The sequence below is a fragment of the Limisphaera ngatamarikiensis genome (assembly GCF_011044775.1).
GTDB classification, from domain to species: Bacteria; Verrucomicrobiota; Verrucomicrobiia; order Limisphaerales; family Limisphaeraceae; genus Limisphaera; species Limisphaera ngatamarikiensis.
The window spans coordinates 44,778-64,999 of sequence record NZ_JAAKYA010000015.1 but is presented as its reverse complement, the minus strand read 5'-3'; the positions used below and the strand labels follow the sequence as shown (position 1 = coordinate 64,999).

The following is a 20,222-nucleotide window of genomic DNA, read 5'->3' as shown; positions in this document are numbered from 1 at the left end:
TGGGATCATTCTTTGGCCTCCTCCTCGTTGTCCTTCTTCACAAACCGTTTGGCGTAGCAGAGCCACGCCAGGGCTTCATCCGTGGCCTGTTTCAACGTGCCGCTGTCAGCCTCTTTCGTCAGGTAGTCCAACATGGCTTTGAGGTTGCCCTTGTCGCGCGGCACTACACCAACGTCTTCATGGGCCAGGTGCCTGGCCAGGTGGTCGAAGCATACATACCACCCTTCACCTAGACCCTTGGCGTAGGCGAAGGCTCCGGCCGCCAACAGTCCGTTGGACATGATGAGAGCCGGCAGTTTTTTCACCACTTCGCCCCCCTGGGAGCCGCGCGTATTGACGCCGGCTTCCGCATAGGCAAGAGCGTTCGCAGCTCGGATTTGTTCCAGATTCTTCATGATGCCTTCCTCCGTTCCGCAAGTTTCACGGTGCAGAAACCCAACCCGGTGGTGCTGTCGCCGCCAAACTGAAGCACCGGTTTGGCGTCCAGAAGTTGCTCAAGGTCTTTCAACTCGCCGTTGGCACGGGAAAGAGCCGTGACAGGGGCGAAGAACAGCGTTTCCGATGGAACCGCTTCCAGGTTGAAAAGGAAGCCTCCCTCCACCGTGCCCGTCTTGGGGTCGATTTTGATGTGCTGACTCACCTCGCAGGCATTTTTGACGAAGTGAGAGAAGTCGCCGTTGCTCAAGAGGACGAACCTGCCCTTGCCCGCCTTCCACACCGGGTCGTCGAGCAACTCGAGCAAGTCCTTCTCCCAGTCCTGGGGGAACTTTTCGGTGCAATTGAAACGGTATTCCTCCAGCACGACGCCGGTTTGACCGTTGCGCCTGATCGTGACCAGGTCGCCGGCCAGGCAGGTCATGTCTGCCGGTTCGTCAGGGACCTTCAGGTCGTTGCCGCCTCGCTCGCGCAGGAACCGTTCCAACGCCAACGGACAGGTGATAAAGGCGAATGAACCGCGCGCAGATCGGACCGGGAAAGCCAGAACCTTGGCTTCGCCGAAGGTGAGCTTCCCTGCATTGTCCTGCCTCCCGAAGATGCTCTCCTCTTTGGGAGCCAGGGCGCTGTGATTTCGGCACGCGTCACGCAACACGCCCTTGATGGAGCTGCCCGGTATCACCGGGAAGCCCGTGTGACGTTCGCGGATGATGGGTTGGTCAATGGCACCCACGCTGGTGCCGGCACCCACATGCAACGGCGTTCTCGTGAATATGTACAGGATGCGCTTGCTCATAGGTCAGTGCGTTTGGGTTTCCTTGGATCGATCGGTTGAAACGGATCCGGCAGACGGGTCGGATCCGTCATAAAACTGCCAGGTGCCGCAGACGCCCAGGCCGTAACCCTTTTCGCCCAAAAGGGTGCTGCGGCGGTTGACGATGACGTGGCCCGGCGTGCTGCCGTGCCAGTTGAGGGCCGCTGCCAGTCGGGCGGCGTCCCCGGGCGAGTCGGCTTCGAAGTAATACACCGCTCCGGCAGGAACGGCCAGATGAGTGGACTTGGCGCCGCCGGTCCCGGCGTTCCCGTCCGGGGTCTCTGTCCCTTCCACCGCATCTTCCGGCCAGCCCAGGGACCATCCGGTCACGGCCAGTGGCTTGGGCACAATCGCCGCCACCAGGCGCGCCTTGACGGGGGGCAGTGCCCGTACTCGTGCGCGCCAGGCTACCCTTGTTTCGCCCGGTTTGCGGTCGGTGTCACCCGCCTTGAGCAACACATCGCCGGTCTCGGGATGGACCCAGTTGGGCAACCAGCCGCCGGGATGGGCCTGAATCCGGGACCGGGCAGGGTCCCGGGTCTCTCCGCTCCGGATTTCCGGCCAGATCGCAGGGGTCAGCAACACCCATTTGACCGCATACGCGCCATTGGGAAGCTGTTTGAACTCGCTTCCGTTTCGCAAGCCCTGCGGCAAGGGCAACGGCTCCGGAGCATCTGCCCGTTGCGCAGTGCACAGCCGCTGTTGACCGCCGACGAGGATGGACCGCGGTTCATCGTTGAACAGGAGGCGAATCAGATCGCATCGCCTTGCGGGGTCTCCATCGACCTTGTCCATGGCCTCGGCAAATAGGCCGAGACGGAACCGGTCGCGCAGTCGGAGGTAATAGGCACTGTAGATCTGCCCCTCCGCATCGCCGTGGCCGGTGGTCAGCGACTCGGGGTCAATCCTGATGCCGATGGTCTGTTCCAGGTCGGCAAGATCATCGTCTTTGAGAAACTCGGGAGGATATGACTGATTCGACGACTCCGGTTGGCCCGCCGGATCCCGCAAATACCGCTCAAAAGCCCTCTGCGAAATCCATGGTTCGGCCCCGCTTTCCTTGGCCGGGGGCCGCGAGTTGGCCACGGCATACCTGAGGGGGTTGGGGAGCGAGCTGGCCTGGCGCCAGTCGCCCGGCACGGGATGCAGGCAAAGGGCCACATTCCCCGGTTCCAGGGTGTCCCTGGGACGTGGGAAGAACCAGCAGGGTTCGGGCAGCGGGCACCCCGGGTCTGCAGCTGCGGCAACAGGGAAGGGGCCGGCAGTGAGAAGACACCCGAACTTCCGGTCCCGTTGATCTGTGTACCTGCCGCTGCGCCCCCGTCGGTGGGTGTGGACACCGGAGAGACCGGCGCGGTGCAGGGCGGCATGGAGCGCGTGGTTTGTGACATCCGGCAATGGCCAGGCGGCCGTATGTCCTGCCAGGGAACCGGTCATCGGCCGACCGTCCCGGAAAAACAGGACATCGGTGGGCTGCAGCAAGATCTGGTGAAGGGTTCTCATCGCGTTCATGGTGCGGTATGCCTTTCGGCGGGTTGAGGTTCCATCTCGATGTGGTTGCTTTCTGCCGAGCCGGATGTGTCATCGGCTCCGGGAAGGTTCCTTTCAATGAAAGCCACGGTCTGGCAAAGGCCGATTAGGTCGCGGATGATACGCTCGATGTCAGCTGAAGCCTTCTTATCGGGCTGTTCCGTCTGGTCGGGCCGTTCCGTCTGGTCGGGCTGTTCTGCCTGATCGGGCCGTTCCGGGCGGTCCGTGGGACTCAACTGGATTAATTGGTCCACGTACTCCTCCACGGTCTTTAGAAGCTCCTGCGCCATGGCCTCTGAAAAGCGGGGCCCCCGCTGGCGTTCCAGGCAGTGGGTCAACTCGCGAAGGACCACCTCTTTCACGGGGAAATGTGTCACGGGCTGGACTGCCTTGCGTTCCCGCAGGAGCGGGGTTGCCTCGGTCAGGTAGGGTTCGAGCAGCTCGGCCAGCCGGTGGGGAAACTTCGAACTCAAAACCCGCTGGCTGATGCATTCAATCATGAGCCTGCAAGCATCCAGGCCGCGGCCATCCCAGCGACAGCCCCAGTGGATGGTCTCGCCGGAGCGTTTGAGGAGTGTGACAGCCACGGCAGACCGGCCCAGCCCGCCGCGGTCCACGTCCCGCTTGGCGCGTTTTTCGGCAACCTGGGCTTCGCGCACGGCGTCCTGCAAAGGGTGTTTGGCATGGGCGATGGCTATGCCCACCGAGGCACTTGCCTTTGGACCGGGTACCAGGAACGGCACGGGACAACCGTTTTGGTCGACCCTGTCCATTCGTGCCAGCCAGCCCGAGGCCATGCATTGGAACAGCCGATTCTGGGCAGCGAGCTCCTGGAAGCGGGAAGCCCGCCGATGGGCCGCCCTGTTGGCTGCCAGTAGCTTCTCGGCCGCGGTTTGAAGAACAGTCGGCAGGTCTTCGGCGCCGGTGAAGGCAAGTTGCAGAGCCCGGGCACATTCGAGCGCCGTGTCGGCTGGCAGGAGGGCCACCACGTCGTCGCCGCCGGCATAGATCAACCGGCCGTCGTAGACCTCGACAATGGGCCGGACACAGTACAGGGCAAAGTTGCTCAACGCTTCACTGAATTGGAGGTGATACGATGGAGACACGGGACGGCGTGTTTCCAGCAATGTCGCAAACCGCTTGCGCAGGGTGCCCTTTCCGTCCGGGTCAGACTCGCGCTGGAAATATTCCAGGGCGCCGGCCGGTCTACCGCTGCCATCGGTGTAACTGGCCAGTTGATCCCTGAACTTCGGGCATTTATCGCCGGCGATCCATCGACCGATCTGGTCACCGTCGAACACAAGCACGGCGAAATAACGTTCGACCTCGACGTGTGATTCCCGCCCGGTTTCCCCTGCATCGTCGTCATCGGCAAGAGGAGCGTGACGGGCCAGCCCGTGGGTGTTGGGCATTTTCAAGGGCTTGAGCTGGAATCGGGGCTCGAGGTAGGTAAGGTCCCACAACCTCTTGACCAGCGAGATCGCACCCAGCCAATCATCGTGCTTGAAGCGGTTGGCCAGGGAAGCCTGCCCCTCCACCTTTGAAGAGCCTTCGCCGCCGCCGGCCAATCTATCACAACGCTCTCCCCAGGCCTGTCCGCCGGCGACCGCTTCCTCTTTTCCTGTCAGGCTGTCCTTGTTACAAGCGGTCCCCACGCGCCAGCCGCCGTCGGTCCATGCCTTGAACGGCCGCGTCTGCCGGACGGCATCAAGTTGCCAGGAGTTGAGAGCGGTCAAAAGCGCCCATGCGATGCCGACGTTGTTGAGTTTGGTCTTTGTGTCATCCGTGTAGTAGCGGCGATCGCGATGTTCGCAGGGCATCTCTTCTTGAGCCGCCTTGAGCACCGTTTGTGTTCGATCCAAGGGGGTCTTCTTGTCGCCATCCTTGTCGTCATCCTTGGGAAGGGGAAGCTTCTCCACGAGTTTCAGGGCCTCCTCCGGTGTTTCTGGCCACGGTGTAAGTTGCCAGGAAATGGACAGGAACCTCTCGATCTGGGCGTTGAATCGCGCCCGGCGGTCCACGTTTCGAAATGCGCCGTCTTCGGAATTGTTTGTGAGACCGGCTTTTTCGCAGGCTTCCCAAACCGACTCCGCTATGCGTTGAAATTCCTCCCGAATGGCCGCCTCCACCTGTGATGCAATCAACGCACCGGCCCTCTCGGGGACGAGCGCCAGGAAAACGTTCGGCAGGTTGGGGGTCAAAAGGGCTTCTTTGTCACCCGGATCGATCGAATGCCATACCGGCCGGGTGCCGATGCGCACCTTGTCCCAGAGGTCCTGCTTCCAGTGCAGGTCAAACAGCGGCTGGCCGCGCAGCGACGGGTAAATGACCGCGTCGGGGCCGAACTGTTCGGAAAATCGTTTGAGTCCTGCGGCCATGAGCCAGGAAAGCAGGTAACTGCCACTCCACAAGTCACGCGTGCTGCGGGCCTGGGCAATGAACTCCTGCACGGGGCCGATCTGAAATTTCAAAAACGCAGGTCGCCACACGCGGTCCTCATCGACGCACCCTGCCAGGGCGGAAACCACCTGCATGTGGGTCCAGATGGTGTGATCGGGCAATCGGGTGTCCGCAGGCAGCAGGGCCAGACGATAGTCCCTGTCCGCTGCCGCTTGGGGCCAGAGCCGCCAGTGTGCAAAGAAACGGGCCCGCCAAACCTGTCCTTCGTCCCAATCGGACGGCCAGTCTGCAAGGGCCGGCTGCACGGAGTTTTCACCCTCAAACCCTTCTTCCACGGACCGAAACTCCTGGTGAAAGCGCAGGCGATCACCCCCGAGCGGGTGGTGGAAAGCGTTGCGGACGCCGTCGAATGCGCAGCTCAAACCCGCCGCACGGGAATCCGGAAACGGGAGCCGGTCGGCCGCCGCACCGGTGTGGTCGGCGTAATTGAAGTACGAGCCGACCTCTTCGTCAGTGAAACCCGCCTGACGGAACGCGGCATCAGATCGTTCTCCGTGGGTGGAGATGTCAAGGCATTTGCTGGGCGGGTCGTGCAGGTAGGCCGCCAGTTTGCGTTTCCACCATTCGGCGTTCACTGCGTTGTTCATGGCGTCAATTTGATAAGTTCGTGGGTGGGATTCGAGATTTCGGACCTCCCGGGACCTCCGGGGAACCGACACGGTTCGGGCGGGAACCCAACGCTCGGTAACGGGGCAGGCGAGCCGCCGGATCCGGTGGCGAACCCGGCACCCACTCCGGGCGCCGGCCCGGTCCGAAACCGGCGGGCTCGGCACGAAAGGGGGTTCACACTGCAAACCAGGGCCGGCACCACCTCCGGGACATCCAACACAACAGCACCGGGAACAGCCGGATGGGTCGGGCCGGCGATGGAAAGATTGACGAGATCTGAGCGCAGACGCGCCCGGAAAAACGCCCGGGTTTTGAGGCAGGTCGGGCAGCGGGCCGGGTGGAGCCGGAGTCTGAGGTGTGCCTGCGTGGAGGTTCGGAATCGGGTCGGGCCAACGTTCACGGCGCCCCGGAACGGGGAGGCGGACAAAGCTGCCCTGGCGCACCGCTGGTCCATGGTCGCCGCTGCCGCCTGCTTACCAGCCCACGAGCACCGGCTCAAGGGAAAAAGCAACCCGCGTGGAACATCTTCTCGCAGCCGCAGCCCGGTTCCCTTCCGGTCCCGGCAGGCGCATCCACCGCCATGCTCCGGGGAAACCGCCGACAGCGTTCGTGACTCATGCGCAAGTCACACAAGGTCAGGCCAATGGAAACCCTGCGAAAGAGGTTCCGGACCGCGGTTATCATGCCGGCGGGTGGCAGCCGGCGCCCGGGCCCGTCCCCGTACCGCGGGAGGTGCATCTCAGTTTTCTGGCACCCGGCCGATGTTTCGGGATGGTAAGTGGCCCGGTCGGCCGGAGCTGCCGCCATCAACTTCGGAACCGCGCCGGCACTATTCTTCGGGTTTCGGCGCTGAACCGGTGGCCAACTGCCTGTGAGGGGTTGGCGCTGGGTGGAAGTCTGCGACGATCCGAGCCGGCGAGAGAATTGGTCCGCGCCCCGGGGCAGGTTCAGGGCATGAATTGGGCGTGACAATGCCCATTGGAACGGGCAATTTTGCGTCAGGCTGCGCATTTGCGGGCGGATGCGATGGACGCGGCTGGCCCGAGGTCCTCAACCGGTCCGAGCATCAGACCCTGGCGCGGGGCACCGACATGATGTCGAAACGGCCACTACCTGTCCGCGGCTGGATTGCGTTTGGGTGGGTGGCCCTGCTGCTTTGGACGCGTCCCTTCTGGCATCCAAACCCGCCACCGGGTCAAGCCGCCCCGCTGGGGTCGGCGGCCGAACCGGCCGAACCTGGAGTCCTCTGGATCCACTATCACGAGCGTCCTCCGTACTACGTGACGACCGCCACCGGCGTGACCGGATTGTGTCTGGACCCGGTGCGCCGGGCTCTGGAACGGGCGGGCTTGAACCATCGCTGGCAGGTGACGCCGCCGCAGCGGCAGTTGTTGTGGTTGCGGACGAGCACCCGGGAACTGCACGCGGCCGTGGGCTGGTTCCGCACCCTGGAGCGGGAACAGTGGGCCCGGTTTTCCGAACCGATTTATCAGGACGGACCGTGGGTGGCGGTGGTGCGGCGGCAAGAGGACCGGGTGGGCTCGGTCACCAACGCTGTCGGCTTGTTGCAGGTGCCGGGATGGACCGTGTTAACCCGCGCGGGCTACAGCCATGGAGAATGGCTGGACCGGCTGTTTGCGTCGCTGCCGGTGGTGCGGCGGACCAGCCCGAGCGATCCCGCGCACCTTTTGGCGGCGGTGGCGGCCGGGCGGGCCGACTGCGTCTTCATGGCACGAGAGGAGGCCGAGACGTTGCTCGGGCTGCAGTCCCGTTTGGGCGCTTCCCTTCGACTGGTGACGTTGACGGACTCACCGGCCGGTCCGACCCGCCACGTGATGTTTGGACCGGCCGTGCCGGCGTCGTGGATTCAACGGTTCAACGACGCGCTGCGCGAGCATGAACAACCCGAGATGCACACAAACCCTACCGGGCCGGCGGGAGGTTCGACCTGACGGACAACTGCCGGGCCCGCGCGATTTCCGGAGCCCATGAACCGGCGAGCATTGTTCTGGACCGTGGCGACCGCGACCCTGATCGGGTATGGAGCCTGGGTGGTGTGGTACGAGGCGGCCACGCGGCGGAGGGCCTTGATGGAGCTGGACCAGCATGCCGCCGTGGTGGCACCGGCACTCTGGCATCTGGACCCCACGCTTTGTCAGGACTACCTGGAGCTGGCGGCCCGGTCGCAGGTATTCGAGCTTTTGCAGGTCAGGGACGAGAATGAGACAGCGTTCGCCAGTGCGAGCGGTCCCCGGTTGAGAGGCGTGGACGCGTTGTTGCAGCGGTTGGGGCTGATCCCCCGGGTGACCCACCAACGGCCCCTTGTGTATGAGGGTCGTGTGATCGGCCGCATTGAGGGGATCCGGCATTTGCGGACGATCCACGCAGAATTGGCGGTGCTGATGGGTCTGTTTCTGGGCTGGGGACTGCTGGAGCGGCATCTCCGGGTCCGGGAAATGCGCGATGCGTTGCAGGTTGAGGTTGCCGAACGCACGCGCGAGCTGACGGAAACCAATGCGGCGCTCAGAACCAGCGAGGCCCGCTATCGCAGTTCCGTGGAGCAGAGTCCCGATCTGTTCTGTCGGTTTACCGCCGAAGGTGTGTTGACCTATGTGAACCCGGCGTATTGCCGGTTCTTCGGCAAACGGTGCGACGAGTTGGTGGGGCGGCGTTTCTGGCCCCTGATTCCCGAACCCGACCGGGCGACCGTGGAGTCCCTGCTGCAACGGGGATTGAGTCCCGAGATGGAGCCACTGACGCTGGAACATCGGGTGATGGCCGGGGACGGTTCCCTCCGCTGGGTGCGCTGGACCCACAGTGCGGTCCGCGACGACCAGGGTCGGTTTCTCGATTATCAGGCCATCGGCCACGACATCACCGAACAGAAACAGGCCCAGCTGGAACTTGCCCGGAGCCACGAGATCTATCGCCGGGCCATCAGCGCCGCGGCGGCCGTGCCCTACCAGATTGAGCTACCGTCGAATCGCTGCGTCTTTGCCGGGGAGGGGTTTCAGGCATTGACAGGGGTTGAACCGGGGTCACTGGCCACGGGCCGGCTCTGTGAGATGGCCGAGGAGATCCTGCTGATGGGTCGGTGTGCCGGCCTTGGCGTGGAGGAGGCTCTGCGTCAACTGGCTGCCGGAACGCTGGACCACTGGCAGGCCGAGTACCGGTTCCGAACGCCCGGGGGCGAGGTTCGGTGGATTTCGGATTCGGCCGTGCCCGTCCGAAATGACGAGGGCGAGGTGGTGGGCGTGCTGGGGATCCTGCAGGACATCACCGAACGGCGTCGCACGGCCGAGGAACACGTCCGGCTTGCCGCGGCGGTGGAAGCCGTGGAGGAGGCGGTGTTCGTTACGGACGTCAACGGCGTGATCCTGTACACCAACCCGGCCTTTGAACGGATCACGGGGTTTGAGCGCACCGAAGCCCTGGGTCAGACGCCCCGGATTCTGAAAAGCGGGCGCCATCCGGTGAGCTTTTACCGCGAGATGTGGGAAACGATCCTCGCAGGACGATCGTGGATCGGTCGGGTCACCAACCGTCGCAAGGACGGCCGGTTGTATGAGGCCGAGGCGATCATCTCGCCGATTCGGGATGCTGCGGGTCGGATCACGCATTTCGTGGCGGTGAGTCGTGACATCACCGAGCGGGTTCAACTGGAGGAACGACTGCGCGCGTCGCAAAAGCTCGAAGCCATCGGCCGGCTGGCGGCCGGCATCGCGCACGAGTTCAACAACATTCTCACGATCATCCAGGGCAATGCCCTGTTGATGAACCGGGACGCCCTGGGTCCCGACGACGCCACCTGCGTGGACCAGATCGTACAAGCCAGCCAGCGGGCGGCCGAGCTGACGCGGCGGCTGCTGATTTACAGTCGGCAACAGCCGATGCAGACCCGGGCCGTGGACGTGGGCGAGCTGCTGCATCGCACGGCCCGGATGCTGGCGCCGGTGCTGGGCGAGATGGTGCGGTTGCGTCTGCAAATGCCGGCCGAACTGCCGGTGATCCGGGCCGACCCCGGTTTGCTGGAACAGATGCTGGTGAACCTGGCCGTCAACGCGCGCGATGCCATGCCGCAGGGTGGCGAATTGACCTTCTCGGCCGCGGTGTGTGAGTTTGGCGTGGGTGAGCTGCGCCATCAGCCGGAGGCCACGCCGGGCCGGTACATCTGCCTGAGTGTGCGCGACACGGGCACCGGCATTGCGCCCGAGCACATGCCCCACCTGTTCGAGCCGTTTTTCACGACCAAGGAGGTCGGCAAGGGAACGGGCCTGGGTCTGGCGTCGGTGTACGGCACGGTCCAGCAACACCACGGGTGGATTGAAGTGGAGAGCCAGGTGGGCGAAGGGACGTGTTTCCGCATTTATCTCCCGGTGGGTGAGCCGGAGCAGTCGGCCGCGGGTGCCGGGCCGGAGCCGCGCGTGCTGCCTCGCGGGCAGGAGACCCTTCTGGTGGTGGAGGATGACCCTTCGCTGGCGCGGTTGACGGAGGGTGTGTTGCGTCGTTGCGGTTACCGGGTGTGGACGGCCGGCGATGCCGAATCCGCGCTGGCCCTGTGGGCGTTGCACCAAGCGGAGATTGACCTGGTGTTGACCGATGTGGTGTTGTCGGGCGGGGTGTCCGGGGTGGCGTTGGCGAAGCGGTTGATGGAGGCCAAGCCCGGGCTGAAGGTCGTTTACACGAGCGGCTATTTTGAGGAACCGTTTCGGGAGGAGGTGCCCCTGGTGGAGGGCGAGAATTTCCTGCCCAAGCCGTACCGGCCGCATGAGCTGGCCGGGTTGATCCGGCGTTGTTTGGATCGCGGGTGATGCGCCCGGGTTCAGACCGGAGGGACGGATGGGTGGGCCCGTGGCGGGGCAATCAGCGGCCGAGCAGGCCGTAGGGTTGCAGGTTGTCTTCGCCCACGCGGTACTTGGGGGCGGCCTTGAGGGAGAAGGCGAAGGCCACGGCGTAATCGGTCGGGCCCTGGCGCGGGTTGCGCACGCGGAAGGTTACGGCCCCGGTCCAGCTGCGGAAATCGCGGTAGACGGTGTAGAACTGTTCCTGGAGCTGACCCTCGTCCACCTCGTAGTGGTGCGTGATGCGGAAGGCCCAGTTGTCGTCCCAGCGCCACAGGAGGCTGTGGAAAAGGAGATGATGGCCCGGTCCCCAGGCGGTCGGGTCGTTCCGGAAATCGTCGTGCAGGTAGTAGTGGCCGAGGGTCCAGTTCCAGCGGTCGTTGGGCTCGAGGGTGAGTGAATGGAAGGCGAGCCGGAGCTGACCGGCTTCCGGGGCGACGCGCACGGCGGAGCGAAGGACGGCCCATGAGCGGGGACGGAACACCAGGTCCGAGAGCAGGTCGTTCCATGTGTCCTGTCCGGGCCCGGTTTCCAGAGCCAGGTCGGTGTACAGGGACCACGCGGCCAGGGTGCTGACGGTGCGGTTGCGTTTGGTGTACCATCGCTGGTGCAGGCCGAGTCGCAGGACGTGCATTTTGTCCAGGGCATCCACGGCGTTGTAGGCGGGGAAGTCGAGCGGCAGCATCCAGAGGCTGGGCTGGAGGCCGTCGAAGCGGGGCAACGCCGTCGGCCGCGGGTGGGGTCGGGGCATGAACAGGTACCGGACCGAGGGTTGAACCACGTGTCGGAGTCCATCGAGGTCGAGCCATGCGGAATGAAGTTCCGGCCACGTGCGAGAGGCTTTGAAAGAGAGGTCGAGGCCGGTGTGGAAAAGGGCGCGGGTCTCGTCGCTGGTGCGGGCGCCGGGTCCGTCCGCTTCCCCGTACGCGGTGAGCCGGCCGCCGATTTCCGGGGTGATGTGAAGCCAGTCGCCGACCGTCCAGGGCCAGATCACCTGATGGAGGGAATCGCCACGCCAGGCTTCCACCCGGGGTTCGATCCATCCGTTGGTTTCCGGGTAGCGGAGACGGTAGAACCCGAGGCTGCTCTGGCTTTCGTAGAAGAGTGGGGTTTGGCCGATGGGCTGGCGCCAGCCGTTCAGGCGCACCTCGGGCAGTCGTTCCACGGTTTGGAAGAAGTCATTCACGCGGGGCTCGGCCAGCAGTTCGAGGCCCCAGCGCTCGGCGCTCTGTTCCAGCTCGAAAAAGGTGCGGGGCTGGGGATTCCGGCGGTAGAGGCTTTCGAAAAAGTCTTGTTCGACCCGTGGATCGGTGAAGTACCGCAGTTGGGCGCGGAGGGCGGTGTTGGTCCAGGGTCGGGCCAGCCACGCAAGGGCAAGCCGGTGCCGGTCGGGGTCAATGGTCCCGCCGCGTGGGTCGGTTCCGGGATCGGTGTCATGGGCGTAGTAGTATTCCAGGCGCGGGTCCCCCCATGGGCCGGCGTGACCCTGGAGGTCCAGGCCTGCGCCCGGGCCGCGCTGGGTGCGGTAGTCCAGGTGAACGGCGCCCTCGAGTTGTGGGGTCAATTGCCACCACCAGGTACCCAGCAGGTAGGCGCCGAACCGGCTGCGGTAACCGGGCACCACGTCCCAACGCGGCCCGCTTTCGGCCAGCGACCGCCGGTAGTACGGAAAGTAAAACACCGGCACCGATCCGAGGTACAGCGTGGCGTGTCGCAGTTCCACATACTGGCCGGGCACAACCACGATCTGCCGGGCTTCGATTCGATCGAACGGGACGGCCACGTCGTCGGTGGTGAGCCACGCGTTGGTGGCAGTGTAGACGGCCCCGGCGGTATCGGCGTCCAATCCCTCGGCCGCGACGAACACGGGAGGGCGGCCCGTGCGGAACTGTTCCGCCTGCATGCGCCGCGTTCGGAAATTGTAGCGGATCCGTTCGCCGACCCATACCTGGTCGGCGTGCATGATGCGGACGCGTCCTTCGGCCACGGCCTCGCCGGTTTCCTGGTTCAACCACACCACGTCCGCGGTGAGGGAGGCTTCGCCGTAGCGGATGACCACGCCGTTGGTGCCCAGGACGATGCCCTGGGCGGGCCTGTATTCGAACCGGCTCTGGTCGGTCAGCGAGTACAGTTCCCAACCGTCCGCCGGCTTGAGGGGCTGGTCCTGCCCGGCCAGGGCGAGGGCGATCCACCCGAGGGCTGCCAGTGCTGCGATTCGAAAACGACCGGTCATTGGGCGCGGTCAGGAAACCAGACCCCGCGTGCAGTTGCCAAGCCGATTAACGGCGGGCTGCGCCAGCTTGCCGGGGAAAACCCGGGTCACCTCCGCAGGAAACGGCAAATTCTCCGGCAGCCGGTGTTTCCATCCAGCGTGTAGGGTTGCCTTGGAATTCAGTCGTGCAGGCCTGCCGGCACCGGAAGCAGGGGGAGACGGGCTTCCCGACGAATCCGTTCCCGCGCGGCAAGCCGGGGCGCGGTGCTGCCCGGTGGGTTCCCTGTCCCGACTGCACGGCCGGCCGGGGCGATTGTTCAACGGCACGGCGGCGATCGTGCTTCAACCCCATCAGGCCGGAGGTCACTTCGTCCCTGCCGAACGGGTCCAGGTCCGGGGAGCACCGGTGTGCCGGCCCTGAACCAGCCCGGCACTGACGGCGGTGGTGGCGTAGTGGCCCGGGATTGGGCGCCTCACTCCACGATTTTTGGCACCAGAAACAGGCCGTTGGTCCGGGCGGGGGCGTTGGCCAGGGCTTCCTCCCGGGAAAGACCCGGGCGCGGTTCATCAGCCCGCATCACGTTGACGCGCGGCACGGCGTGAGCCGTGGGTTCGATGCCGGACACGTCCAGCTGCTTGAGCTGATCCACGTAGGCGAGGATTTGACCGAGCTGGGCCTGGAACAGGGCGGCCTCCTCGTCCGTGAGCTCCAACCGCGCCAGGTGCGCGATGTAGCGGACGTCCATGCCCGCGGGGACGTTGCCGGATGGAGCGCTCATTCCTCGTTGAATTTGTTTTTGACCAGGGCCTCCAATTCGGCCAGGGCCTGCGGCGCATCCGCCCCGCGCACGTGGAGGGTCAGGCGGCTGCCCGGCCCGGCAGCCAGCATCATCAGGCCCATGATGCTTTTGCCGTTGATGGTTTCGCCGTCTTTTTCCACAAGGACCTCGGAGGCAAACCGGTTGGCGGTTTTGACGAAAAGGGCGGCCGGGCGGGCGTGAAGCCCCAGCTTGTTGGTGATCACAACACTCTTGCGGAGAGTGGGAACCTTTTCGTTGGCCGTTGAGCCGCTCATTTTTGCCAGTGGCTAAATAACGCAAGTCCCACATGAACGCCACTCCAAAGATGGTGCCGCCCGCATGGGAACCGCCGGAGTCGACGTCGGTTGGGGCGGGTATGGGCCGGTGCAGGTTCCTTGACTTGGTCGCGCGGGGCCCGATACGGTGGCTTCCGTGAAACGTGTCCTGTTTTGGGCAGGTTGCCTGCTCTGGCTCGGCCTGTTGACGCCGGTTCGAGTGCCCGCGCCGCTGATTTACACGCCGGGCGAGGGCTGGACTTATGAACCGGTGGGAGGGGAGGGAAAGTGGCGTCGGGCCCGGGCCAAGGATCAACTGGACGTGGCGCGGGCAGCGTTCGAGCAGGGGGATTACCGAACAGCGATCAGGGCGGCCCGACGGGTGATCCGGGTATGGCCGCTGTCGGACTACGCGCCCGAGGCGCAGTTTTTGCTGGGCCGTTGCTACGAGGCCCGCAAGCAGGACGAAAGGGCGTTCCGAGAGTATCAGCGGTTCATCGAGAAATACCCCAGGGCCGAGCAGGTGGAGGAGGCGCTGGAACGCCAATACGCCATCGCCCTGCGTTTTTTGAACGGTCAATGGTTCAAGCTCTGGGGGTACATCCCGTTCTTCCCCTCCATGAGCAAAACGGCCGAGATGCTGGAAAAGGTGGTGCACAACGGCCCGTTCAGTTCCGTGGGACCCGGGGCCCAGCTGGCCGTCGGCACCGCGCGCGAAAAGGCCCGGGACTACGACCTGGCCGTGAAGGCCTACGAAACGGCGGCCGATCGGTACTTTGATCAGCCCGACGTGGCCGCCGAGGCGATGTACCGGGCGGGCATGGCCTGGCTCAAACAGGCGCGCACCGCCGAGTACGATCAGAGCGCGGCGGGCAAGGCCATCGCTGCCTTTACGGATTTCCTGTCGCTGTACCCGAATGATCCCCGGGCTGCCGAGGCCCGACAACACATCTCCGACCTGAAACGGGAACAGGCCCGCGGCCACTTCGAAATCGGCCGGTTCTACGAAAAGAACCGTCAGTGGGCCGGCGCGCTCATCTACTACAACGAGGTCCTCCTCCTGGATCCCACCTCGTCGTACGCCGACGAGGCGCGGCGCAGGATCGAACTGCTGAAGCCCCGCGTGCGCCCCCGGGAAACCGCCCGCGCAAACCAGCCATGAACTCGCGGTTCACAGCCTGCTGGCTGTTTCTCCTGCTCTGTCTGACCGGGGGCTGCGCCGGATACCGCCTGGGCGCGCCCGGCCCCGGCGACAAGGTCGGTCGCACCCTGCGGGTCCTGCCCGTGGTGAACGAAACCTTGGAACCCCGGTTGAGCGAGTTCGTCACCACCGCACTGCGCCGCCAGATCCAACACGACGGGACGTTCCGCCTGACCACGGGCGACGACGACCCGGCGGACTGGGTCCTCCGCGCCACGGTGATTGCCCTGGAGCGGCACGGTGTCAGTTTCAACCCCAACGACATCGTCCGGCCCCAGGACTTCGAGCTGATCCTGCGCACCCGGGTGCGTGTGACCGACCGCACCACGGGTCAGGTCTGGCTGGACCGCACGTTTGAAGGGCGGCGACTCATGCGGATCGGCCCCGACCTGACCAGCAGCGAACGGCAGGCCCTACCGCTGGTGGCGGAGGATCTGGCCCGGCAGGTCGTGCTGGCCCTGGCCGAAGGTGATTGGTGAGCGTCACGGCCAGCCGGATGAGCCCGGGCGGGATGCGGGCGGTTTTCGACTCCGCAACAGCCCCGGGGAAGATCAACCGCTGCCTGCAGCGCACACGTCAGCGCCCGGGAACCATCCGCGGGCGTTTTCTCCCGGGTCCTCTTGCCCGGTCGGGCAACGTGGTTCAGTCTGACGGCGCCATGCATTTGGTGGTGGTGCATTATCATTACCGGCCCGGCGGCGTTCGACGGGTGGTGGAGCTGGGGTTGCACGCCCTGCTCTCCCATCGGCCCGGGGCGTGGCACTCGGTGACGCTGGCGGGCGGTGAAGCCCCCGAAACCGCCTGGTGGGAAGCCCTGCGGGCGCAGCACCCCGAAGTTCACTGGCAACTGGCGGTGGACCCGGCGCTCGGTTACACGGCCGAATCACGGTTAACCTCCGTTGAGCGGCGGAGGCGGTTGCGCCGGTTCTGGTCGGAACTTTTCCGGCCGTTCCCGGACGGATCGGCCGTGGTGTGGTTGCATAATCCGGGCCTGGGCCGAAACCTGTTTCTGGTTCGGGAACTTTTGCAGGCCGGTGCCCGGCGCGGGTTCCGGATCATCGCCCATCATCACGACTGGTGGTTTGAACATCGCTGGCAACGGTGGGCCGAGCTGCGGCGGCACGGTGCACGGTCGCTGGCCCAAGTGGCCGGGGTCGTATTTGCCACCCATCCCGCGGTGCGCCACGCAGTGATCAACCGGCGCGATGCCTCGGTATTGGGACGTTATCTGGGACGGCAGGTGGGCTGGTTGCCGAACCTGGTCCAACCGGTGCGGTCGACTCCGGAAACACGGGTGCAGACCGCGCGGCAGTGGTTGCGCAACCACCCTTTGATCCGGGGCCGGCCCGTCTGGATCGTTCCCTGTCGGCTGCTCCGGCGCAAGAACCTCGCGGAGGCCCTGTTGCTCACCCGCTGGCTCCTTCCCGAGGGCTGCCTCCTGACGACCGGCGGACCCAGTTCCGAGGAGGAGATCCCGTACGCCCGGGCGTTGACCGAGGCCGCGCGCCGCCACCAATGGCCCGTGGCGCTGGGTGCCCTGGCCGAGGGCGGCCCGGATTCCCCGGACGTACTGGCGCTGATGCGTGTCAGCGAAGCCGTGCTGCTCACCTCCATCCAGGAAGGTTTTGGCCTGCCGTATCTCGAGGCCGCGGCGGTGGGGCGACCCTTGATTGCCCGTCGGTTGCCGGCAGTCGTGCCCGATCTCCGATCCATGGGTTTCACCTTCCCCCAAATGTACGACGACGTGCGGATCCCCGCCGGGTGCCTGGATTGGGCGGCCGAGCGGCGCCGGCTTCAGCGCGGGTTCGATCGCTGGCGCCGTGGTTTGCCCGGGGCGTTGCGGCGTCACCCGGCGCTCCAACCCTGGTGGGAGCGCGAGCCCGGCCACGTCGCGTTCAGCAGTTTGACCCTGGAAGGGCAACTGGAGGTGTTGCGGCTGCCGGCCGAGGAATCGCGGGCAGCCTGCGCGGCGCTCAATCCGTGGCTGGAAGAATGGCGGCAACGGGCCGGGCGCGGGCAGTTGGTCGTGACACCGTGGCCTGCCACGGCCCAACGGTGGATGAGCCCTGCCGCCTATGCGCGCCGGTTCCTGCGATTGCTGCGGCGTCGTCTGGACCCCCCGCCCGCCGACGCGGCTCGCAAGGTTCAGGAAGCGATGCTGGAGAAAACCCTTGCCGTGGCACTGCGTCACCCGCTTCTCTGGGCTCCGTCGCCATGAAAGTGCGGGCCGTGCTGTTCGACATCTACGGGACGCTCTTCCGGGTGGGTTTACCGCCGGCGGACGCGGATCTGCAGTGGCAGCAGCTCTTCGAAGAGATGCTCGGTGGACCCCCACCACTGAACCGGTTGCATTTCGCGGCTGCGTGCAGCCGGGCGGTCGCACGACGGCACGAGACCGCCCGGGCACGCGGCATTCCCCATCCCGAGGTGCTCTGGCCCGCGGTGGTGACGGAGGTGATCCCGGAGTTGCGGCGGTTACCACAATCGCAGCTGGACCGGTTCATCTACCGCCAGATGCAGATCGGCCGGCATATCGAGTTGTACCCCGGGGCGGTACCGGTGCTGCGGATGTTGTCCACCCGCCACTGTTTCCTGGGTCTGGTGTCGAATGCCCAGGCCTACACCCTGCTCGAACTGAAGCTCCACCTCGGCCGGGCGGGGCTGGACCTGGAACATTTCCGACCCGACCTGCGGTTTTTCTCGTTCGAGCACGGCTACGCCAAACCCGACCCGCACGTGTTCCAGTGGGTCACCAACCGGCTGGATTCCCTGGGCGTGGGCCCGACCGAGACGCTGATGGTGGGCGACCGTCTGGACAACGACATCGAGCCGGCCCGGGTCTTCGGCCTGCAGACCTGGCACCTGCAGACCGCAACCGGCGACGGTCGCACCAGCGGTTCCTGGGACCGACTGCGCGCCTGGCTGGAACAAACCACTGCAGGGGCGGAGTCCGCGTCGGACACGCGTTCCTGATGGATTCGACCTGACGAGGGTACCGGCTCAACCTCAACCCGGCCCTCTCGCACGCCACCGCCCGATGCAACAACACAAGGCCCGCGGACCTTCCGAAGACCCGCGGGCCGGGGATTCTTCAAACCGCGTCGGCTGTCAGGCCGTGGTTTCGCCCACCTGAAACCGCAGGAACCGCCGCACCACAATCTGGTCGTTCAGTTCCCGTCCCACGCGCTCGATGTACTCCCGCACGCTGATCTCCGAGTTCTGTTTCACGTAACCCTGGTCCAGCAGACAGACGGTCTGATAAAACTTTTCGAGCTTGCCCTCGACGATCTTTTGCACCACCGCCGGGGGTTTGCCCTTCACCTGCGCGGCCGCGATCTCCCGTTCCTTGGCCACAATGGACTCGGGCAACTGTTCCCGCGACACCGCCAGGGGCGAGGACGCCGCAATTTGCAGCGTGATGTCACGCACCAGTTGCTTGAAGGCGTCGGAAGCCACGGTTTCCTCGCGGCCGGCCCCCACCTCCACCAACACGCCGATCTGGGCGCCGGTGTGGATGTAGGCGGCAATCATGCCACAACCCTGCACCTCCAGACGGGCATGCCGCGCAATGCGCAGGTTCTCCCGAATCCGGCTGACGGCGTCCTGCCGGAGACTCTCCACGTCCGCGTTGGGGTCCACCGCCAGCCGCGCGGCCACCTCCTGGGCGAAATTGCGAAACATTTCGTTTCGCGCCACGAAATCGGTCTCGCAGTTGACCTCCACCAGCACGCCGGCACGGGCCCCGGGCAGCACATGCGCAACGATGACCCCTTCCCGGGCCTCGCGCGCCGCCTTGTGCGCCGCCGTGGCCGCCCCCTTCTTGCGCAGGATTTCAATCGCCTTCTCCATGTCGCCCTGCGCCTCCATCAACGCGCGTTTGCAATCCATCATGCCCGCGTTGGTGATCTCGCGCAGTTTGGCAACCTGTGCAGCTGTGATCTCAGCCATAAAAACCTCCCCTGGTCGTGATGCTCCTTCCCATACGCCCGGTTTCCGTCAAGCGGCAGGCGCCGCGGTCCCGGTCTCCTGCCCGGCAGGCTCCACACCGGAGGCGGGCGCGGCCACCTCCACAGGGGTCGCCGCAGCAGAGGAAGGCACCTCGGCGGCCGCGGCACCTTCAGCCACACCCGATGCAGCCGGTGACTCCGCCGCCGCTGCGGCCCCAGCCGCAGCCCCGGCCTCCGCACGGCCCTCGCCGCGCCGGGCCTGGCGCGATTCAAACTCGGCGCGCGCCTGCAAAATCGTCTGCGCCACCACTCCCAAAATCAGACGAATCGACCGAATCGCGTCGTCGTTGCCCGGAATCGGATAATCCACCTCGTCCGGGTCACAGTTCGTGTCCACGATCGCGACCACCGGGATCTTCTTCTTGCGGGCTTCAGCGACCGCGTTGTGTTCCCGTTTGGTGTCCACCACAAACACCGCGCCCGGCAGACGGTCCATGCCCCGGATCCCTTCAAAATACTTCCGCAACCGGGCCGCCTCCCGCCGGAGCCGGGATTGTTCCTGTTTCACGTAATTGTTGATCGCGCCGCTGGTCTCCAGCTTCTCCAGCTCATCCAGCCGCCCCATCGAACGGCGGATGGTAACAAAATTGGTCAGGGTCCCGCCCAGCCACCGCTCGGTGACCCAGAATTGACCGCACTCCTTGGCGGTGTCGCGGATGACCTGCTGTGCCTGCTTTTTGGTCCCCACGAAGATGATCCGATCGCCGCGCAGCACCACCTCCCGCAGGAAACTACAGGCCGACTCCAAATGCGCCAGCGTCTTGCTCAGGTCAATGATGTGGATGCCGTTGCGTGCATCGAAGATGTAGGGTTTCATCTTCGGATTCCACCGGCGCGTTTGATGACCGAAATGCACGCCGGCATCCAGCAGTTCCTTGATGCCAATGCTCAGCACAATGATCCTTTCCCTTCCACCCACCGGTCCGCAACACGATGGGCCATCCCGGCATCGGCCGGGATTGAAACCGATGTTGTTGGGGTCCCCTGCATGCCCGCCATGCAGGTTTTTTAAGACCGTTCAACCCTGTGCGGCTCACC

The 20,222-nt window shown here is 65.2% G+C and carries 15 protein-coding genes; 6 read left to right on the top strand and 9 right to left on the bottom strand.

Features of this window, described 5'->3' with window-relative positions:
- Positions 1-5: 5 nt before the first annotated feature.
- From G4L39_RS03300 to cas10, 4 genes are read right to left on the bottom strand one after another with little or no spacing between them, the layout of a single operon-like run.
- Entirely contained in the window at positions 6-395 is a 390-nt protein-coding gene (locus tag G4L39_RS03300; protein WP_165105887.1) for a type III-B CRISPR module-associated protein Cmr5, read from the bottom strand.
- On the bottom strand, positions 392-1,231 hold the full coding sequence (cmr4, locus tag G4L39_RS03295; RefSeq protein ID WP_165105885.1) for a type III-B CRISPR module RAMP protein Cmr4: 840 nt from the start codon (positions 1,229-1,231) through the stop codon (positions 392-394). Before cmr4 ends, G4L39_RS03300 begins: the two co-directional genes overlap by 4 nt.
- A 3-nt stretch (positions 1,232-1,234) precedes the next feature.
- Positions 1,235-2,761 (bottom strand): type III-B CRISPR module-associated Cmr3 family protein, encoded by a 1,527-nt coding sequence (locus G4L39_RS03290; RefSeq protein ID WP_165105883.1) that lies wholly within the window; start codon positions 2,759-2,761, stop codon positions 1,235-1,237.
- Entirely contained in the window at positions 2,758-5,826 is a 3,069-nt protein-coding gene (gene cas10 / locus G4L39_RS03285; RefSeq protein WP_165105882.1) for a type III-B CRISPR-associated protein Cas10/Cmr2, read from the bottom strand. The genes G4L39_RS03290 and cas10 overlap by 4 nt, the downstream gene beginning before the upstream one ends.
- Positions 5,827-6,813: 987 nt before the next feature.
- Here cas10 and G4L39_RS03280 point away from each other — a divergent pair.
- Both G4L39_RS03280 and G4L39_RS03275 read left to right on the top strand, forming a co-directional pair.
- Entirely contained in the window at positions 6,814-7,800 is a 987-nt protein-coding gene (locus G4L39_RS03280; RefSeq protein ID WP_165105880.1) for a substrate-binding periplasmic protein, read from the top strand.
- A gap of 36 nt (positions 7,801-7,836) precedes the next feature.
- Positions 7,837-10,659 (top strand): PAS domain-containing hybrid sensor histidine kinase/response regulator, encoded by a 2,823-nt coding sequence (locus G4L39_RS03275; RefSeq protein WP_165105879.1) that lies wholly within the window; start codon positions 7,837-7,839, stop codon positions 10,657-10,659.
- Between the two features lie 52 nt (positions 10,660-10,711).
- Here the strand turns inward: G4L39_RS03275 and G4L39_RS03270 are convergent, their stop codons facing one another.
- The 3 genes from G4L39_RS03270 to G4L39_RS03260 all read right to left on the bottom strand — a co-directional run bounded on the left by G4L39_RS03270 (position 10,712) and on the right by G4L39_RS03260 (position 13,976).
- Positions 10,712-12,922: an LPS-assembly protein LptD gene (locus G4L39_RS03270; RefSeq protein WP_165105878.1), complete on the bottom strand. Its 2,211-nt coding sequence runs from the start codon at positions 12,920-12,922 to the stop codon at positions 10,712-10,714.
- Positions 12,923-13,374: 452 nt separating this feature from the next.
- On the bottom strand, positions 13,375-13,680 hold the full coding sequence (gene gatC, locus G4L39_RS03265) for an Asp-tRNA(Asn)/Glu-tRNA(Gln) amidotransferase subunit GatC (protein WP_205880748.1): 306 nt from the start codon (positions 13,678-13,680) through the stop codon (positions 13,375-13,377).
- Positions 13,677-13,976: an HPr family phosphocarrier protein gene (locus G4L39_RS03260; RefSeq protein WP_165105876.1), complete on the bottom strand. Its 300-nt coding sequence runs from the start codon at positions 13,974-13,976 to the stop codon at positions 13,677-13,679. The genes gatC and G4L39_RS03260 overlap by 4 nt, the downstream gene beginning before the upstream one ends.
- Before the next feature lie 157 nt (positions 13,977-14,133).
- Here G4L39_RS03260 and bamD point away from each other — a divergent pair, with 157 nt between their 5' ends.
- From bamD to G4L39_RS03240, 4 genes are all read left to right on the top strand, one after another.
- Positions 14,134-15,138: an outer membrane protein assembly factor BamD gene (bamD, locus tag G4L39_RS03255; RefSeq protein WP_165105875.1), complete on the top strand. Its 1,005-nt coding sequence runs from the start codon at positions 14,134-14,136 to the stop codon at positions 15,136-15,138.
- On the top strand, positions 15,135-15,656 hold the full coding sequence (lptE, locus tag G4L39_RS03250) for an LPS assembly lipoprotein LptE (RefSeq protein ID WP_165105874.1): 522 nt from the start codon (positions 15,135-15,137) through the stop codon (positions 15,654-15,656). The genes bamD and lptE overlap by 4 nt, the downstream gene beginning before the upstream one ends.
- A 179-nt stretch (positions 15,657-15,835) precedes the next feature.
- A complete protein-coding gene (locus G4L39_RS03245) occupies positions 15,836-17,395 on the top strand; it encodes a glycosyltransferase family 4 protein (RefSeq protein ID WP_165105872.1) in 1,560 nt (519 codons plus the stop codon).
- On the top strand, positions 17,392-18,150 hold the full coding sequence (locus G4L39_RS03240) for an HAD family hydrolase (RefSeq protein ID WP_165105871.1): 759 nt from the start codon (positions 17,392-17,394) through the stop codon (positions 18,148-18,150). Before G4L39_RS03245 ends, G4L39_RS03240 begins: the two co-directional genes overlap by 4 nt.
- Positions 18,151-18,285: 135 nt before the next feature.
- Here the strand turns inward: G4L39_RS03240 and tsf are convergent, their stop codons facing one another.
- On the bottom strand, positions 18,286-19,125 hold the full coding sequence (tsf, locus tag G4L39_RS03235; RefSeq protein ID WP_165105870.1) for a translation elongation factor Ts: 840 nt from the start codon (positions 19,123-19,125) through the stop codon (positions 18,286-18,288).
- 48 nt (positions 19,126-19,173) lie between these two features.
- The gene (gene rpsB / locus G4L39_RS03230; RefSeq protein WP_165105868.1) at positions 19,174-20,079 is read right to left on the bottom strand and encodes a 30S ribosomal protein S2; all 906 of its coding nucleotides are present in this window, start codon (positions 20,077-20,079) and stop codon (positions 19,174-19,176) included.
- Positions 20,080-20,222 lie beyond the last annotated feature (143 nt).

Coding starts and splice junctions, on each gene's coding strand:
- G4L39_RS03245 (WP_165105872.1), top strand. CDS start 15,836: ATGCATTTGGTGGTGGTGCATTATCATTACCGGCCCGGCGGCGTTCGA.
- G4L39_RS03300 (WP_165105887.1), bottom strand. CDS start 395: ATGAAGAATCTGGAACAAATCCGAGCTGCGAACGCTCTTGCCTATGCG.
- G4L39_RS03260 (WP_165105876.1), bottom strand. CDS start 13,976: ATGAGCGGCTCAACGGCCAACGAAAAGGTTCCCACTCTCCGCAAGAGT.
- G4L39_RS03275 (WP_165105879.1), top strand. CDS start 7,837: ATGAACCGGCGAGCATTGTTCTGGACCGTGGCGACCGCGACCCTGATC.
- cmr4 (WP_165105885.1), bottom strand. CDS start 1,231: ATGAGCAAGCGCATCCTGTACATATTCACGAGAACGCCGTTGCATGTG.
- tsf (WP_165105870.1), bottom strand. CDS start 19,125: ATGGCTGAGATCACAGCTGCACAGGTTGCCAAACTGCGCGAGATCACC.
- G4L39_RS03240 (WP_165105871.1), top strand. CDS start 17,392: ATGAAAGTGCGGGCCGTGCTGTTCGACATCTACGGGACGCTCTTCCGG.
- gatC (WP_205880748.1), bottom strand. CDS start 13,680: ATGAGCGCTCCATCCGGCAACGTCCCCGCGGGCATGGACGTCCGCTAC.
- G4L39_RS03290 (WP_165105883.1), bottom strand. CDS start 2,761: ATGAACGCGATGAGAACCCTTCACCAGATCTTGCTGCAGCCCACCGAT.
- G4L39_RS03270 (WP_165105878.1), bottom strand. CDS start 12,922: ATGACCGGTCGTTTTCGAATCGCAGCACTGGCAGCCCTCGGGTGGATC.
- cas10 (WP_165105882.1), bottom strand. CDS start 5,826: ATGAACAACGCAGTGAACGCCGAATGGTGGAAACGCAAACTGGCGGCC.
- lptE (WP_165105874.1), top strand. CDS start 15,135: ATGAACTCGCGGTTCACAGCCTGCTGGCTGTTTCTCCTGCTCTGTCTG.